The sequence below is a fragment of the Rhodococcus ruber genome (assembly GCF_027270735.1).
Taxonomy (GTDB): domain Bacteria; phylum Actinomycetota; class Actinomycetes; order Mycobacteriales; family Mycobacteriaceae; genus Rhodococcoides; species Rhodococcoides rubrum_A.
The window spans coordinates 520,730-535,215 of sequence record NZ_JAPWIJ010000002.1; the positions used below are offsets into that span (position 1 = coordinate 520,730).

Genomic DNA, 14,486 nt, shown 5'->3' on the forward strand with positions numbered 1-14,486 from the left:
TTAGATGCCATTGTCTCACTATGGAAGGCGTCACATGGCTCGTCGATCAGTGGGTAGAAATCCTTTTCGTGCGGTGGCCGCATCCGCCGCACATCATTCCTGGTGGGTCGTCGGCACCTGGCTGATCGCGGTCGCCGCTCTCAATGTTGTTGCGCCGCAACTGGAACAGACAGCGACCGAAAAGTCCGCGGCAATTGTCCCGTCGGATATGCCGTCCACGCAGGCACTGGTCGATATGTCCAACGACTTCGGAACGCCGGCGTCGACCGCTGTGGGTGCCGTCGTCCTGGCCAGCGATGGTGGGTTCGGTGAGCAAGAGCAAAAGTACTACTCCGAACTCGTCGCCCGCCTGTTGGCCGACCGCGACCACGTCGCCTTCGTTCTCGACATGTACGGCAATCCTGCTACCCGCGACTTCGCGCTCAGTTCCGATGGCCAGGCAGTCACCGTCACGGTAGGCGAGCAGGGCGATATCGGTACCTCCGCAGCGCACCGGTCCACCCAGGCCATCCGGTCGACGATTGCAGACGTTGCAGCACCCGACGGCTTGGACGTGCATTTCTCAGGTCCGGCACCGACAGTGGTCGACGAGTTCACCGCAATGGACACCTCGATGGTCGTCATCACCGCGGTGTCTGTCCTGCTGATCACGTTGATGCTTGTCATCGCGTTCCGATCGGTGGTCGCTGCGCTGATCCCACTTCTGACCATCGGCATCGCGCTGGCAGCATCACGCGCGGTTGTTTCCGCATTGGGATGGAATGCGGTGCTGCCGGTCTCGACGCTGACGGTCACGTTGATGACGGCGCTCGTCCTCGCGGCGGGGACGGACTACGCCATATTCCAGACGGCGGCCTTTCACGACGCGCGTCGTCGCGGTGAGAGTCCGCTGCGGTCGGTCGTCGCTGCGGGCTCGAACGTAGGAGCTGTTCTGACAGCATCGGCATTGACCGTCGCCGCCGCAGCGACGTCGATGATCTTTGCCAAGAACGGCATGTTCACCACCTCCGGCCCTGCGATCGCCATCGGGTTGATGGTCACCCTCGCAGTGTCGCTCACGTTCACCCCTGCGCTGCTGTCGATCTTCGGACGCCGTGGATGGATCGAACCCCGGGTCTCTCGCGAGCGGCAATGGCGCCAGCGCGGCACCCGAATCCTCCGCCGCGCAGGAGCGCTCACCGCAGTGTCCGTTCTTGCGCTCGTAGCGTTGGCCGCGCCAGCGCTCGGCATGGTCCCCAACGGTGACGACAGCGCCATGATCATGGGCGACGCCGACTCCACAGCTGGATACGACGCGGTCTACGAACACTTTCCGGCCAACGAGATCGTGCCCGAGTATTTGATCGTTCGAGCAGACCACGACCTGCGAAACTCGACCGATCTCGCAGCGTTGGACCGCGCCGCCGCCGCCGTTGCCGACCTACCGAACGTTGCGTACGTGCGGTCGTTGACGCGACCGAACGGTGAACCGCTCCCCGAGTCGGCGATCGGTTACCAAACTGGTCTGATCGGAAGCAACCTGGGAGCGGCACAGGGTCAGATCGCCAATGCCCAACCCGACCTCGAGCGGTTGGCGTCCGGCATCACCGAACTCCGAGACGGCGCGCTCGACGCACAGAAGCAGCTTCCTCAACTGCTCGACGGGACCAACCAGGTTGTTGCGCTGTCGAATTCGGTGATCGACCTGCTGCCGACTGCCACGGCCCTGACCACCGCCACCACTGCCGACGGCCGGACCCTCGATCAAGTACTCGGCCAAGTACAGTCGCTGACCGGCACACTCGGCACCCTGGTCTCCGCTGTCCAGGCGAACCAGAGCGCGGTGAACGATTTCCAGACTGCGTTGGCACCGTTCGCTTCTCCCGACCCGTCGCCGCAGTGCGCTGTGAACCCGGGTTGTTCGGCCGGGCGCGCACTGTTCGATCAGCTCGACGCCGCAACCTCGGGCGCACTGACCGCAGCCCTGTCCGCCTCCGAAGCCGTCACCGCGCTTCCGCCCGATACCGTCGACACCATCGAAGGCGTCCTGCCGACACTCCGCACCGGACTGGGCGAGATCGACTCACTCGTAGCATCTCTCGATGGCCGCACTCCGCAATCGATTCGATCCGATCTCGAGCAACTGCAAGACGGCATGTCTGCATTGGCAACAGGAATGGACCAAATAGCCGGTGGCCTTTCTCAGGCCAAAGACGGGACCGACACCACGGTAGCCTTGACCGGGCAGCTCTCCGACGGACTCGGTGAGGCAGCGAACTATCTGGCGTCCATGAGTCGGGACACCGCTACCGGGCCAGGCTCCGGCTTCTACCTACCCCCGAGCGCATTGCAGGATCAGCGGTTCGTCACCGGAGCGAAGCTGCTGATGTCGCCGGACGGCCACGTGGCACGCATGTTGGTGATGCAGAAGGGCAACCCCTACAGTGCCGGTAACATCGCCACTGTCGGTGACATCGCCCAGTCCGCACGAAACTCGTTGCAGGGCAGTACTCTTGCGGACACCGAAGTGAGTTCCACCGGTCTGACTTCGATCACGTCCGACATCATCGACCAAGCAGAACGTGACTTCCTTCTGATCGCAATCGTCGCGGCCGTTGCGGTCTTCGCGATCCTCGCGGGTTTGCTCCGCAGTCTTGTCGCACCCGCCCTGCTCGTGGCAACCGTATTACTGTCCTTCGCTGCGGCCGTCGGTATCAGCGTCCTGGTGTGGCAGCACCTGGTGGGCATCGGCCTGCACTGGTCGGTTCTTCCGGTCTCGTTCATGTGCCTGGTCGCGGTCGGAGCCGACTACAGCATGCTGTTCGCGTCGAGAGTCCGCGAGGCCAGCACCGGCGGCACCACCAGTGGGATTCTGCGAACGTTCGGAACAACCGGCAGCGTGATCACCACTGCAGGAGTCGTTTTCGCAGTCACGATGTTCGCCCTGATGTCAGGATCAGTGGTCCTGCTGCTGCAGACCGGCTTCACCATCGGTGTCGGACTGCTGATCGACATCGCCGTGGTACGCACCATCATCGTCCCCGCAGCGCTGCACCTACTCGGTGCTCGTATCTGGTGGCCCTCGGTGCCCAGAACGCATGTACGCAGCCGCACAACTCCGGCCCGATACGGTGTCTGACGCCGTAGCCGACGACCAGGCGCTGACTTCACTGAGGAACGAGCACAATTCGGCCGAATACCTGCCCGTCGTCCATTCGCTGATGAGCCTCGGCAGCACGATCGAGCGGTAGAACCTCGTCGACGACGGCGTGGAGACGGCCTGGCGTGAAGAGGTCTGCTCGCACTCGGTCTCGTTCGGCTGTCGGGATGGTATCGAGGCTCAGCGTGCTGACCGTCAACGATCGCCGGAAATTGCGCATCACGGTGGGGCCGATCTCGGCCGGTGGGCCTCCGACGACACCGACGACAACGAGGCGTCCATTATCGGCGAGCCGTTCCACGAAGTCCGGAAAGTTCTGCCCAGCAACGATATCCACGATCACATCGAACGTGTCGGGCCCGCCGCCGTACCCATCGCGATCCAATACGTGCGTAGCTCCTAACGACCGGAGCTTCGCGCCGCGCTCGGCCGACGACGTCGTGACCGACACCGATGACGCCCCTGCACTCGCGGCCAACTCCACGGCCGCAATACCGATGCTGCCGCCTGCCCCACGCACCAGCACCGACTCACCGTGGGCGAATCGCGCACGATCGAGCGCGAAATGCGCCACTGGACCGGCAGATCCGAGTGTCACGGCATCGATACTGGACAGGCGCTCGGGCAATGCCACCACGTCGGCAAGATCGGCGACCGCCTGTTCGACGTAGCCACCGCCCATGCCGGTGAACGCCCACACCCGTCGCCCCATCCAGCTCGCGTCCACACCGTCGCCGACATCGGTGATCACACCCGCTATCTCGCTGCCCGGAATATGTCCGGCACTCAGCCCGAGGGTGCCGAGGGTGCCGCGGCGGACGATGGCGTCGACGCCGCCCACTCCGATTGCCTCCGTGCGGATCAGGACCTGCCCTGCCAGTGGATCGGGCGTCGGCACGTCCACGACCTGCATGCCATCGGAACTTCCGAACGTCTGTATTGCTATTGCTTTCACATCTGCCTCCGGTCGAATCGAGTTCCGCCGACGTTAGTGGACACCCCCGTCCGTTTACGTAAAGTGAGAGCCATGGTCGAAGAATTGACTCGTCTGCGCTCGGACGCCGAGAACAACCGGGACCGCATACTCGAGGTTGCGCGCGAGGTGTTCGCCTCGGACGGACTCGCGGTGTCGATGCGCGAGGTTGCGCGCCGGGCGGAGGTCGGCCCCGCCACGCTGTATCGCCGCTTCCCGACCAAGAAGGACTTGATCCTCGAAGCGTTCCTCTCCGAATTTCGCCTGTGCCGCAACATCGTTGCGAGCGGGTGTGCCGACCCTGACGCGTGGCGCGGGTTATACAGCGTCATCGAACAACTCAGTGAACTCAACGCCAGGAATCAGGGATTCACCGAGGCGTTCATGGCCGAGTACCCCGGCACCGTCGATCTCTCGACGCATCGCAACGACGCCCTACGCGGGTTCACCGGACTCGCGGCCCGCGCGCAGCGGCAGGGCAAACTGCGATCCGACTTCGTCGTCGACGATCTCGTTCTCTTCCTCAGCGCCAACCGCGGACTCTCGACTCTCTCGACCGAGGACCGCGTCCGGGCCGCCCGACGATTCGCGGCCCTGATGATCGACGGGTTGCACGCGTCGCCGACCAACCAGACGTTGCCGGCCTCACCCCGACTCGGGGTGAGTTCGCTTCTACGGGATTGACGGCCCTGGCCGGCGATGCTGGAATGCACCTCGTTGTTCACGATCGCATTCTGCACGCGGGATCACGCGCACTGGAGTCGGTTCTGAACACTCACGTCCATTCGCCGGGACCGCGTCCGCGCGCGCGGCCCCAGCTGTTGACCTCGCCGGCCGTGATCACTTGTTGCCGAGTGCATTTCTTCGTTCTCTGTGATTGGCGACGTTGATCCGGTTGCCACACAGATCCGGCATGCAATAGCGCCCTCGACCCCCACGGCTCACGTCGACGAACACGCCGTTGCACGTCGGGGACGCACACGCACGGAATCGCTCGAACCCGAGCATGCGCAGCGCACCCAGAAGGGCGTAGCCCGTGAACACCGTCAGCTCCTCCGCCACCGAACCGACGCCGTCGGTCGTCGCCTGCCAGCGCCAGCTGGGGCCATCGACTTGGACGAGTTCGAGGTGATGCGGAACCGTCGAGAGCAGCCCGTGCGTGAGGTCGGCCGCCAACGACGTCATCGAACGGATCGGCATCGACGCAGGTGAGCAACTCTCCGGTGGTTCCGATTCGGAGGACTCCCACGTATACGGCAGTTAGGGTTCGCGCTATGTCTCCGATCTCATGTGGGCTTCGACCGCGCCTGATCGCCGGGGCAATTGTTGCCCTGGCAACGGTGTCATCCATACCGGCTCATGCCGGGATACGAGAGCCGGACGTCTCGCCTTCGTTGTGCGCAGGGTGGTCGGTCGAGACCGTGGCGACCGGACTCGATGAACCCGAGAACCTGGAACCCGACGGTGCAGGCGGGTTCTACATATCCGGTGACTCGAGCATCGTCCACGTGGACACAGACGGCCGCGTCGAGCCCGTACTCGACGACCTCCCAGCTCCGCGAGGGATGCAGTTGCACGACGGCATCCTCTACTTCGTGGCCGGTCCGGGCCTTTCGCAATTCGACACCCGCACCGGAGAGGTCAGCCCGGTGACCGACATGGCGGCCCATGGACTGCTCCGCCTGCCGAACGGGGACTTCCTCACCACCGACGTAGGAACCGACATCGGTTCGCCCTCGAGGGGGCTGACCCGGTACCACCCGGATGCCGACGCCGTGGAAGTGAATTGGTCGCCGGTTCCTCGATCGGAGGGATTGGCACTCAGTCCGGATCACAGCCGGGTGTACACCGACGATCTGTTCACCGGACAGGTCATCGAAGTGCCTCTCGAGGCACCGGACAATTGGTCGGTAGTGGCCACAGTGCCGGGAATCTTCCCCGGTCTCGACGACCTGACCATGTCCGACGCGGGCGTGCTGTACGCCGCCGCCCATGTCGAAGGTGCGGTGTACAGCATCGACCCGCTGACGGGTGCGTCCTGCGTCATCGCGGCAGGTATGTCGCCTGGATGGACGGGACCGAGCTCGGTGCGCATCGGACCGTCCTCCGACGGGTGGGCGCTGTATGCCACCGTTTTCGACGGAACCCTTCGTCGCCTGACCCCGCCGACCGGTGTGGATATCGAACCGGTGAGGCCCTGACGCGGTCGCCGAACAGCCTTGCTTATCCCTCGAGAACGTTCCGCCATTTCAGGCTCTCGCTCTCGATCGCATTGGGTGCCAACGCATTATCACTGCATACGCTCGAAGAAAATGATCGGACAAAGCGCCTCGCGATGTTACCCGTGGCTTTGTGTGCAACTCGTCAGCTCGTTTTTGGTTATGCTGAACCACATCAGTATTCGTAACGTTGTGTGATCGAAAGGTATGTCGCGCTGTGGCGAGAAAGATAACCGTTCAATTGGTCGACGATATCGACGAGTCGGTCATCAACGACGATTCGGGCGAAACGATCGAATTCGCCGTCAACGGTGTCGAGTACTCGATCGACCTGAAGGCAAAGAATGCCAGCGAGTTCCATAGGAAGCTCGGCTACTACATCGAGCGCGCAACGCGGGTCGGTGGCCGCAAGCGCAAGCCCTCCCCCGCCACCGCGTCGACGACGGCAACTGCTGGAACGCAGGCCAAGCGCGATCCGGAGCAAACACGCGCTATTCGGCAGTGGGCGTTCGATCAGGGATACGAGATCAGTGAACGTGGCCGCATTCCGGCCGGCATCGAAGAGGCGTACAACGCCGCTCACTGACCAGTGCTGAGCTCTTGTGGAAATCGGACGCGGGCACCCGTCATCGGTCCGTAAGGTGCGTCCGGCCGGTCTTGACATACAGCGCTATTCGGCCTTCAGCACACCGGCCACCTTGCCTGACAGAACCTGGCCGCACCCACGGGCAAATGCGTTGCGTGCCATCATTTGACGCTTGTCGTTGGCATGAGCCATCGTTCGATCAGAGCCGGCTCGGTAAGGGCTTGCCAGACGCTCTCGGGCGAACAGCGGTAGAACCGACTTACCTCGACCCTGGAACGATCAGGCTCCACATCAGGTTCGAAATTCATAGCACTCCACGCATGAGATCTCTCCGTTGCAACACTTTTCGTGCTGAATTTGTGCAGATCCGAGACTTCACGTCTCGGCGCTCAGGCCGATGATGTGTTCCGCGTGTTCTTCGCCCCACTCGCCAAGGGTTCGTAGCGCGTCGTTGAGACTCTGCCCCAGTACGGTCAGCGAGTACTCGACTCGCGGTGGTACCTCTGCGAACACTTCACGGTGAACGATGCCGTGAGACTGAAGTTCTCGGAGCTGCTGCGTCAACACTTTCTCGCTCACGCCACCGATCGACCGGCGGAGTTCGCCGTGGCGCTTCGCACCATCGTGAAGCTGCCACAGAATCAACGGCTTCCACTTTCCACCGACCACGGAGACGGCCGCATCCAAGCCGCATGAGTATTTGCTCCCCGCGAAAGTTGCTGCCATAGCGCAATACTGCCATTGAGGTGGCTACCGCACTTCAAAGTGGGTACTTGTGTGCACGGTTACAAGCACCCACCCTGACGATATGAAAATTTCAGTCCTCGGACTCGGACACATGGGCACCGCAATCGCAACTCACCTGATAGACGAGGGCCACCAGGTAACCGTCTGGAACCGCACACCGTCGCGGGCAACGCCCTTCGCCGACCGCGCACTTCTCGCCGCCGACCCTGCAGAAGCCGTGGCCAGCGCGGACCTGGTGATCGTCTCGACCCTCGACAACAGCGCAGCGCGAAACATTCTCGTCTCGGCAGGGGGAGCGATCCGTGCGTCCCTGGTGGTCAACCTCAGCTCGGACACCCCCGCCAGTAGCCGAGCTCTGAGTCAGTGGGCTCACGAACGCGGAGTTCACTACCTGGCCGGTGTCATGGTGACGCCGTCGACGATCGTAGGGCAACGCGGATCGACGATGCTCGTCGCCGGAGACGAAGCAGACCTCGATACGGCGATGGCAGTCTTGACCACCATTGCCCCCACCGTGACCGTGCTCGGCAATCGACACGAGCTTCCCGCGTCATTCGACACAGCATTGCTCGGCGTATTTTGGACCACGCTCGCAGCCTGGGCACATGGCACCGTACTGGCAAGAGCTCACGGAATCGACGGCAATTCGATCGCTGCCCAGCTGGCAGCAATGGTGCACCTCGCCGCAGACATCGGCCCTGGCTTCGCACGAGACGCCGACAACCGGACATATCCAGCCGAGACCTCGACCATCATGTCGGCCGTGACGACGATGCAGCACGTGACCACCGCGTCGAAAGACGCCGGCGTGGACTTCTCTCTCCCGGCGGCCGTGACAGCGCTCTACGAACACGCGGCGAGCGGGCATGAAACGGAGTCACCTTCTCGAGTGGTCGAGGCAATGTGACCAGGTCCAGCTTTGTTGTCGGAGCGCATCCAGTATTGAGTACGACCAGTTTCGGTCGCCGACTGCTGAGCAACTGGTGCTCCACTCCTCGAAGACGCCCGGGTATTCCCCTTGATCAAGGCCGCGAGTGGAGCATCCCGTGCAACCGCTGCATGTAGTACTTCCGATGGATGCGCCCCCGGGTACCCGGTGATTGACTCTCTTCCGTGAGCCGTCCGATGAGTAGGTCCGTCAACCCAAGCCGCTGGTCGATCGCTGTATTGGCATGCGCCGGGGCGGCGTTGGTGGCCGCGTTCGTTCTTGGCCCGGCCGCGTTGCTACGTGCGCGCTATCCGCAGTTCCAGGATCAATCCGTCATGAGTGAGCTGCTCGGCCGAGGCTTGGTCGAATACTGGGGTAGCGGAGTCCGCACCTATCCTCCCGGCTTGGCAAAGATGGTGGACTATTGGTTCGAGTGGCACGCCATCAAAATCGTCATCTCGGTGCTGCTGACCGTCGTTCTGGGTCTGCTTGCGGCGACTCTGTGGCGGCGATCTCTGACGGCCGGCGTTGGCTACGTGGTCGCTGCAATCAGTACGACTGTGCTGTCATTGTTTTCGGTGTTTCTGGCTGTGCTCAACATCCAGTCGACGGTCGCACCCGTAGTTGCGCTGCTTCCGATGCTCTCCGCTGACGACGCGGACGGGCAGACAGCGCAGTCGCTGATCGAGAACGGTGTGCGGAGCGGAGACACCAGGCCGCCACTGCTCGAGCTGCTCACACAGGTCGAGCACTACAACTGGGCGGTGGTTGCCGCTACCGCCGTGGTGATCGCCGTAGTCGCTACCGGAACCGTCATCGCATTCCGACGCTACAGATCGGCGGACGGCGCTCACCGTCGGATGTTCGTCGCTCTCGGATCACTCGGTGCGGTGATGACGATCGTGATGGCGCTGCTGTTCGTCGCAGCCATCGTTGCGGTCGTCGATCCAGGAGCAGCCCTGCTCGGTGCGGTCGGCCTCTGACGCTATTGCCGGCTGCGATCACGGGCACGCGCGCGGAATTGGCCGATTGCAAGGACGGTCAACGCGACCCCCAACAGGGTGAGGGGGACGTGAGCGCGGGGAGCGTCGACATCGAGCACGACGATCTGCCACACCACCCACCCGATGGTCAGCAGCCCCACGCACGCCACGTATACAGCAGCATCGGAGGCGTCGACGAGCACGGCAGCGACGCCGATCAACGGCCCGAGTCCGAGAAAGAACAACACGAACAACCCGGAGATGCGGTAGTCCCAGGTGTGCCACGACGGGAGCATCCCGACATCCAAGCCTAATGACCGCCCAGTGGGGTCCAAGGTCAACGACACTCCGTTGAACGTCCCGGCTGCGCCCAACAGGATCAGCAGTGCCACCGTCGAGAGCTTGTTCACGGTGGCGTCATGTGTCGGTCGTCCTTCGGGTCGTGGCCGCCGCACCCCGGCGTAGCTGTTGATCCTGCCAGAACGAGGCCGCTCGGTCTTGTTCTATCCGGGAAAGCACTATGCGAGACTCAGCGTATGAGCATCAAGCTCGAAAACGTCGGCATCGCCGTCCGCGACATCGAAGCCACAATCGACTTCTTCACCGAGCTCGGCCTCACGGTCCTCGGCCGCGACACGGTCAGCGGTGAATGGGCCGACACCGCCGTCGGTCTCGACGGCAACCACGCCAAGATCGCAGTGCTGCAAACCCCGGACGGCCTCGGCCGTATCGAGCTGTTCGAGTACATCCACCCCGACGCCATCGAGACGACGCCGACGCTGCCCAACGAGATCGGCATGCACCGCATCGCCTTCTCCGTCGACGACATCGACGCCGCTCTGGCAATTGCCGCCCGCCACGGTTACTTTCCCCTGCGAGGCGTGGCCAATTACGAGGGCGTCTACAAGCTCACCTACCTCCGCGGGCCGAGCGACATTCTGCTGATGTTCGCGCAATCGCTCACTGCACCCGAAAGCTAGTCGACGGTATACAGATCCTTCGAGTCCGCAGCGGCGATCCTGTATGTTTCCCGCAGGGGCGGACACGGGCAGCACGGTCTTCGCCTACGGTCGATCCCGAAGGAAGACATGCAGATTCGATCCACAGTGATTCTGTCGACAACCGCAGCACTTCTCGGTGCCGCGGGACTGTTCGCGCCTATCGCCGACGCTGCACCGCCGACGTCCATCGATTCACTTCCGCGCCTGATCGACGGTGCCGCGGTGGGTTATGCGCTCTCCTACCCGACCACTGACGAACACGGCCGTCCCGCGATTGCCCACGGACAGGTCTACCTCCCCTCGGGCACGCCGCCACCGGGCGGGTGGCCGGTCGTATCGTGGGCCAAAGGCACCGTCGGCGTCGGCGATTCATGCGCCATGAGCACAGCGCTGGACGGCGACGGCGAGGACCCGATGGCCGTCGAACTGTCCAAGCCCCTGCTCACCCAACTTCTCCGTAGCGGAACCGCCGTCGCCTCCACGGACTACATCGGACTCGGAACTTCCGATGCCCACCACTATCTCAACAGCGTCTCGGAGGCGAACGCCGTCACCGACATCGTCGGGGCAGCGGCGGACGCACTCCCCGAGCTGTCGCGAACCTGGGTGGCTGCAGGACACTCCCAAGGTGGCGCTGCCGCACTCGCCACCGGAGCTCGCGCCGACATCTACGGCGCACCATCGGACTTTCGCGGTGTCATGTCTTTCGCACCGTCGTCGAACCTCGAGGCCCTTCTGCCGCTGCTCTCTCCCACCACTCCGAGGATCGCACCACTCGACAACCTCACGGCCACCCTGATCTACGTCCTGTACGGGCTCGAGGACTCTCGGCCCGATCTCGATGTCGACAGCTATCTCAGCGACGTCGGCCGTGGATACGTCACGCAAGCCGAAAGCAGCTGCATCGCCGACCTTCGGCAAGAAGTGACCGGCGTTGCCCCACAACAGCTCTTGGCGCGATCGCTGTCCGACCCCGCGATGTCCACGGCTCTGCGCGAATACCTATCGGTACCGACCACCGGTTACAGACGGCCGGTGGTCATCGAACAGGGACTGGCCGACACAGTCGTACCGCCGGCGCTGACGACCGCCCTGGCCGCTGAACTGCTGGCACGCGGCGTCCGAGACATGACTTACTTTCCCGTGCCCGGTGCCACCCACTACGACGTCATCGCCGCCACCGTCGATGACGCCCTGCCGCGAATACTGGGCATGCTGCGCTGAGTACTCGCCGACATTCGCCGTCGACGGCGTCGAGTGGCCGTCCCGCTAGGTCACCCTATTGGCGGCGCGAACAACGGCATCGAGGGTGGCCGACAGGACGGAGCGATCGATCCCTGCCGCCCATCCGGGGCCTGCGGCAGTGCGATATTCGAGCATCGTGACGGCATCACTGTCGTTGGCGGCCCGCACACTGGTCTGGGTCAAGTCGAGAATCTCCACGTGACGGCCATGATCGGCCAAGGCTTCGACGAGTGCCTCGACGGGGCCGACTCCCCTGTGTGACGTGCTGAAGGACGTGCCGTCGATCTTCAGCGTGACGCACGTGTCTGCTGAACCGTTGTCATCATGAGAGTCGAAGCCGACCAGCGACACATCGGGGTCGTCGATATCGATGTACTCCTCCCGGAAAATGTCCCAGAGCTGCTCCGCCGACAATTCGGTACCGATCGAATCGGTGCGCGCCTGCACATGCCGGGCGAGGTCGATCTGAAGGCGACGCGGAAGTTCGATGCCGTAACCGGTTTCGAGAAGATACGCGATTCCTCCCTTGCCCGATTGCGAGTTCACTCGAATCACAGCGTCGTACGAACGACCGATGTCGTTGGGGTCGATCGGCAGATATGGCACCCGCCATTCGATCTCGCCCTCGGAGCGACCTTCGCTCAGCGCCCGTGTGCGATGCTCGGCGAAACCCTTCTTGATGGCGTCCTGGTGCGTACCGCTGAAGGCGGTGTGCACCAGATCGCCGACGTAGGGATGCCGAGGATGGGTCTCCAGTTGGTTGCAGTACTCGACGGTACGGCGAATCTGGTCGATGTCGGAGAAGTCGATCATGGGGTCGACACCCTGTGCATGCAAATTCAGTGCGAGAGTGGCGATATCGACGTTTCCGGTGCGTTCCCCGTTCCCGAACACACAACCTTCCACCCGTTGTGCACCGGCCATGACGGCCAGCTCGGCGCAGGCAATGCCCGTACCACGGTCGTTGTGCGGATGCACCGACAGAATCACGCTGTCTCGGCGTGCAAGGTTGTCGTTCATGTACTCGATCTGGTCTGCATAGACGTTCGGTGTGGCCACTTCGACGGTGGCGGGAAGGTTCAGGATGACCGGCCGCTGCCTCGTCGCATCCCACGCCGTCGTGACCGCATCGCAGAGGTCGAGGACATAGTCGGGTTCGGTGAGATTGAATACCTCCGGTGAGAACTCGAACCGCACGTTGGGCAGGTCGCCGGCGAGTTCGAGAACGTCGGCAGCGCCCGAAAGTATCAGTGCACGAAGCTCGTTGGATTCGCGGCCGAGAACCACCTCACGCCACGTCGGAGCCGTGGCGGTGTACATGTGGATCACGACGTCGTTGGCGATGCCCTCGATCGACTCCACTGTTCGCTCGATCAGGTCACGTCGAGCCGGGGTGAAGACCACCACGGTGACGTCGTCGGGTGCGAGGTCGGCATGGGCCAGCAGACGCACGAAATCGAAATCGGTCTGCGAGGCAGACGGATAGCCGACTTCGATTTCCTTGTAGCCCATGGCAACCATCAACTCGAAGAACAGCTTCTTGCGGACAGGATCCATCGGCTCGGGAAGCGCTTGGTTACCGTCGCGAAGATCGACAGGTACCCAGAGCGGCGCCTCGGTCAGCCGTCGGTCCGGCCAGCGACGTTCCGTCAGCGGAATGTCGACCTTCGAGTAGACGTCACGGTACCGATGTGACGGCATCTGGGAGTGCCGCTGCCGATTCCAGGTGTGCGCATCGGCGGGAACGGGACCAGCGGGAGTGGACAGGGTGGGAAAAGCAGACATGGTGGAGGTACCTGTTCTGATCGGACGGTGAGGCGAACCGGCAAGCATCGGGCTCCACGACGGGGTTGCCGGTCCTGGCTATGCCCCGCCGTGGCCCATAAGGAGAAGGCCCGTGAATGTCCCCATGCGAAGCAATGTAGCACTACTCCTCAGACAAGCTGAGGAGTAGTGTTCCGGTGTGCCTGCGATACGTCGAACATCCTTGGCCGATCAGGCCGCCGAACTGCTGCTTGCTCGAATTCAGTCCGGTGAGTGGCCGATCGGCACCAAACTGCCAGGTGAAACCACTCTTGCCCCCATGTTCGACGTCGGTCGATCGACGATGCGCGAGGCCATCAGGCAACTGGCGGGGCGCGGAATTCTCGTCACCAGGCAGGGCTCAGGAGTCTTCGTCGAATCACTCGACGAAGCGCGGACGGAATGGGACCGAGTTCTGCAGCGCGTTCATATCACCGCAGTCCTCGAAGCCCGCCTCGCGATCGAAGGTGAGGCCGCCGCACTCTCCGCAACCAGGCGTACCCCCACCGATCTCGACACCATTCGCAGCTCACTCGAACTGCGCAACGCAGCTCGCGGTGACGCCGTCGATCTGGTGAACGCGGACATGGCTTTTCACCGCTCCATCGTGGTCGCGTCACACAACGACATTCTGCTCGGACTCTTCGACTCCATGGCACCACGTCTCCGCGACGCCATGATCGACATGTTGCGGATCGCGGGAGCGTTCGGCGACAAGGCAGACCACGACACGCACGCAGACGTCGTCGAGGCAGTCGCGGCACGCGATTCGCAACGAGCTCACGCCCTCACGCGCGCGCACCTGCTCGAGTTGTCCGAGTCGATGGACCGGAATGGCCGCGGAACGTAGCGCAGCACAAAA

13 protein-coding genes and 1 pseudogene are annotated in these 14,486 nt (G+C 63.1%); 9 read left to right on the plus strand and 5 right to left on the minus strand.

What is annotated here, in order from left to right:
* Positions 1-34 precede the first annotated feature (34 nt).
* Complete coding sequence (locus O4220_RS06170; protein ID WP_269602793.1) at positions 35-3,118, plus strand: MMPL family transporter; 3,084 nt, start codon at positions 35-37, stop codon at positions 3,116-3,118.
* A 28-nt stretch (positions 3,119-3,146) separates the two neighbouring features.
* Here O4220_RS06170 and O4220_RS06175 read toward each other — a convergent pair whose 3' ends face one another.
* Positions 3,147-4,052 carry a zinc-binding dehydrogenase gene (locus tag O4220_RS06175; RefSeq protein WP_269602794.1) on the minus strand — a complete coding sequence of 302 codons (906 nt, stop codon included), beginning with the start codon at positions 4,050-4,052 and terminating at the stop codon, positions 3,147-3,149.
* 114 nt (positions 4,053-4,166) lie between these two features.
* Between O4220_RS06175 and O4220_RS06180 the strand changes: the two genes are divergently transcribed.
* A complete protein-coding gene (locus O4220_RS06180) occupies positions 4,167-4,796 on the plus strand; it encodes a TetR/AcrR family transcriptional regulator (protein WP_269602795.1) in 630 nt (209 codons plus the stop codon).
* A 156-nt stretch (positions 4,797-4,952) separates the two neighbouring features.
* Here O4220_RS06180 and O4220_RS06185 read toward each other — a convergent pair whose 3' ends face one another.
* Entirely contained in the window at positions 4,953-5,312 is a 360-nt protein-coding gene (locus O4220_RS06185; RefSeq protein ID WP_269602797.1) for a CGNR zinc finger domain-containing protein, read from the minus strand.
* A 74-nt stretch (positions 5,313-5,386) separates the two neighbouring features.
* On the opposite strand from O4220_RS06185, the gene O4220_RS06190 reads away from it, so the two are divergent.
* Positions 5,387-6,313, plus strand: coding sequence for an SMP-30/gluconolactonase/LRE family protein (locus O4220_RS06190; RefSeq protein ID WP_269602799.1), 927 nt, complete (start codon positions 5,387-5,389; stop codon positions 6,311-6,313).
* Positions 6,314-6,548: 235 nt separating this feature from the next.
* Positions 6,549-6,917, plus strand: a complete 369-nt coding sequence (locus O4220_RS06195; RefSeq protein WP_269602801.1) for a histone-like nucleoid-structuring protein Lsr2 — start codon at positions 6,549-6,551, stop codon at positions 6,915-6,917.
* A 375-nt stretch (positions 6,918-7,292) separates the two neighbouring features.
* Here the strand turns inward: O4220_RS06195 and O4220_RS06200 are convergent, their stop codons facing one another.
* Positions 7,293-7,643, minus strand: coding sequence for a winged helix-turn-helix transcriptional regulator (locus O4220_RS06200; RefSeq protein WP_269602802.1), 351 nt, complete (start codon positions 7,641-7,643; stop codon positions 7,293-7,295).
* Positions 7,644-7,686: 43 nt separating this feature from the next.
* On the opposite strand from O4220_RS06200, the pseudogene O4220_RS27890 reads away from it, so the two are divergent.
* Together O4220_RS27890 and O4220_RS06210 are read left to right on the plus strand one after the other, a co-directional pair.
* Positions 7,687-8,571: pseudogene (locus O4220_RS27890) on the plus strand (NAD(P)-dependent oxidoreductase); the annotation flags it as partial.
* Between the two features lie 218 nt (positions 8,572-8,789).
* On the plus strand, positions 8,790-9,575 hold the full coding sequence (locus tag O4220_RS06210) for a hypothetical protein (RefSeq protein ID WP_269602803.1): 786 nt from the start codon (positions 8,790-8,792) through the stop codon (positions 9,573-9,575).
* Between the two features lie 2 nt (positions 9,576-9,577).
* On the opposite strand, the gene O4220_RS06215 is transcribed toward O4220_RS06210, so the two are convergent.
* On the minus strand, positions 9,578-9,985 hold the full coding sequence (locus tag O4220_RS06215) for a hypothetical protein (protein ID WP_269602804.1): 408 nt from the start codon (positions 9,983-9,985) through the stop codon (positions 9,578-9,580).
* 126 nt (positions 9,986-10,111) lie between these two features.
* On the opposite strand from O4220_RS06215, the gene O4220_RS06220 reads away from it, so the two are divergent.
* Positions 10,112-10,555: a VOC family protein gene (locus tag O4220_RS06220; protein ID WP_269602806.1), complete on the plus strand. Its 444-nt coding sequence runs from the start codon at positions 10,112-10,114 to the stop codon at positions 10,553-10,555.
* A gap of 108 nt (positions 10,556-10,663) precedes the next feature.
* Positions 10,664-11,800 (plus strand): alpha/beta fold hydrolase, encoded by a 1,137-nt coding sequence (locus tag O4220_RS06225; protein WP_269602807.1) that lies wholly within the window; start codon positions 10,664-10,666, stop codon positions 11,798-11,800.
* A gap of 45 nt (positions 11,801-11,845) precedes the next feature.
* On the opposite strand, the gene O4220_RS06230 is transcribed toward O4220_RS06225, so the two are convergent.
* Positions 11,846-13,606, minus strand: coding sequence for a 2-isopropylmalate synthase (locus tag O4220_RS06230; RefSeq protein WP_269602809.1), 1,761 nt, complete (start codon positions 13,604-13,606; stop codon positions 11,846-11,848).
* A 178-nt stretch (positions 13,607-13,784) separates the two neighbouring features.
* Here O4220_RS06230 and O4220_RS06235 point away from each other — a divergent pair, with 178 nt between their 5' ends.
* The gene (locus O4220_RS06235; RefSeq protein ID WP_269602810.1) at positions 13,785-14,474 is read left to right on the plus strand and encodes a FadR/GntR family transcriptional regulator; all 690 of its coding nucleotides are present in this window, start codon (positions 13,785-13,787) and stop codon (positions 14,472-14,474) included.
* Positions 14,475-14,486: the final 12 nt, after the last annotated feature.

Coding starts and splice junctions, on each gene's coding strand:
- O4220_RS06170 (WP_269602793.1), top strand. CDS start 35: ATGGCTCGTCGATCAGTGGGTAGAAATCCTTTTCGTGCGGTGGCCGCA.
- O4220_RS06175 (WP_269602794.1), bottom strand. CDS start 4,052: ATGCAGGTCGTGGACGTGCCGACGCCCGATCCACTGGCAGGGCAGGTC.
- O4220_RS06180 (WP_269602795.1), top strand. CDS start 4,167: ATGGTCGAAGAATTGACTCGTCTGCGCTCGGACGCCGAGAACAACCGG.
- O4220_RS06185 (WP_269602797.1), bottom strand. CDS start 5,312: ATGCCGATCCGTTCGATGACGTCGTTGGCGGCCGACCTCACGCACGGG.
- O4220_RS06190 (WP_269602799.1), top strand. CDS start 5,387: ATGTCTCCGATCTCATGTGGGCTTCGACCGCGCCTGATCGCCGGGGCA.
- O4220_RS06200 (WP_269602802.1), bottom strand. CDS start 7,643: ATGGCAGCAACTTTCGCGGGGAGCAAATACTCATGCGGCTTGGATGCG.
- O4220_RS06210 (WP_269602803.1), top strand. CDS start 8,790: ATGAGTAGGTCCGTCAACCCAAGCCGCTGGTCGATCGCTGTATTGGCA.
- O4220_RS06220 (WP_269602806.1), top strand. CDS start 10,112: ATGAGCATCAAGCTCGAAAACGTCGGCATCGCCGTCCGCGACATCGAA.
- O4220_RS06225 (WP_269602807.1), top strand. CDS start 10,664: ATGCAGATTCGATCCACAGTGATTCTGTCGACAACCGCAGCACTTCTC.
- O4220_RS06230 (WP_269602809.1), bottom strand. CDS start 13,606: ATGTCTGCTTTTCCCACCCTGTCCACTCCCGCTGGTCCCGTTCCCGCC.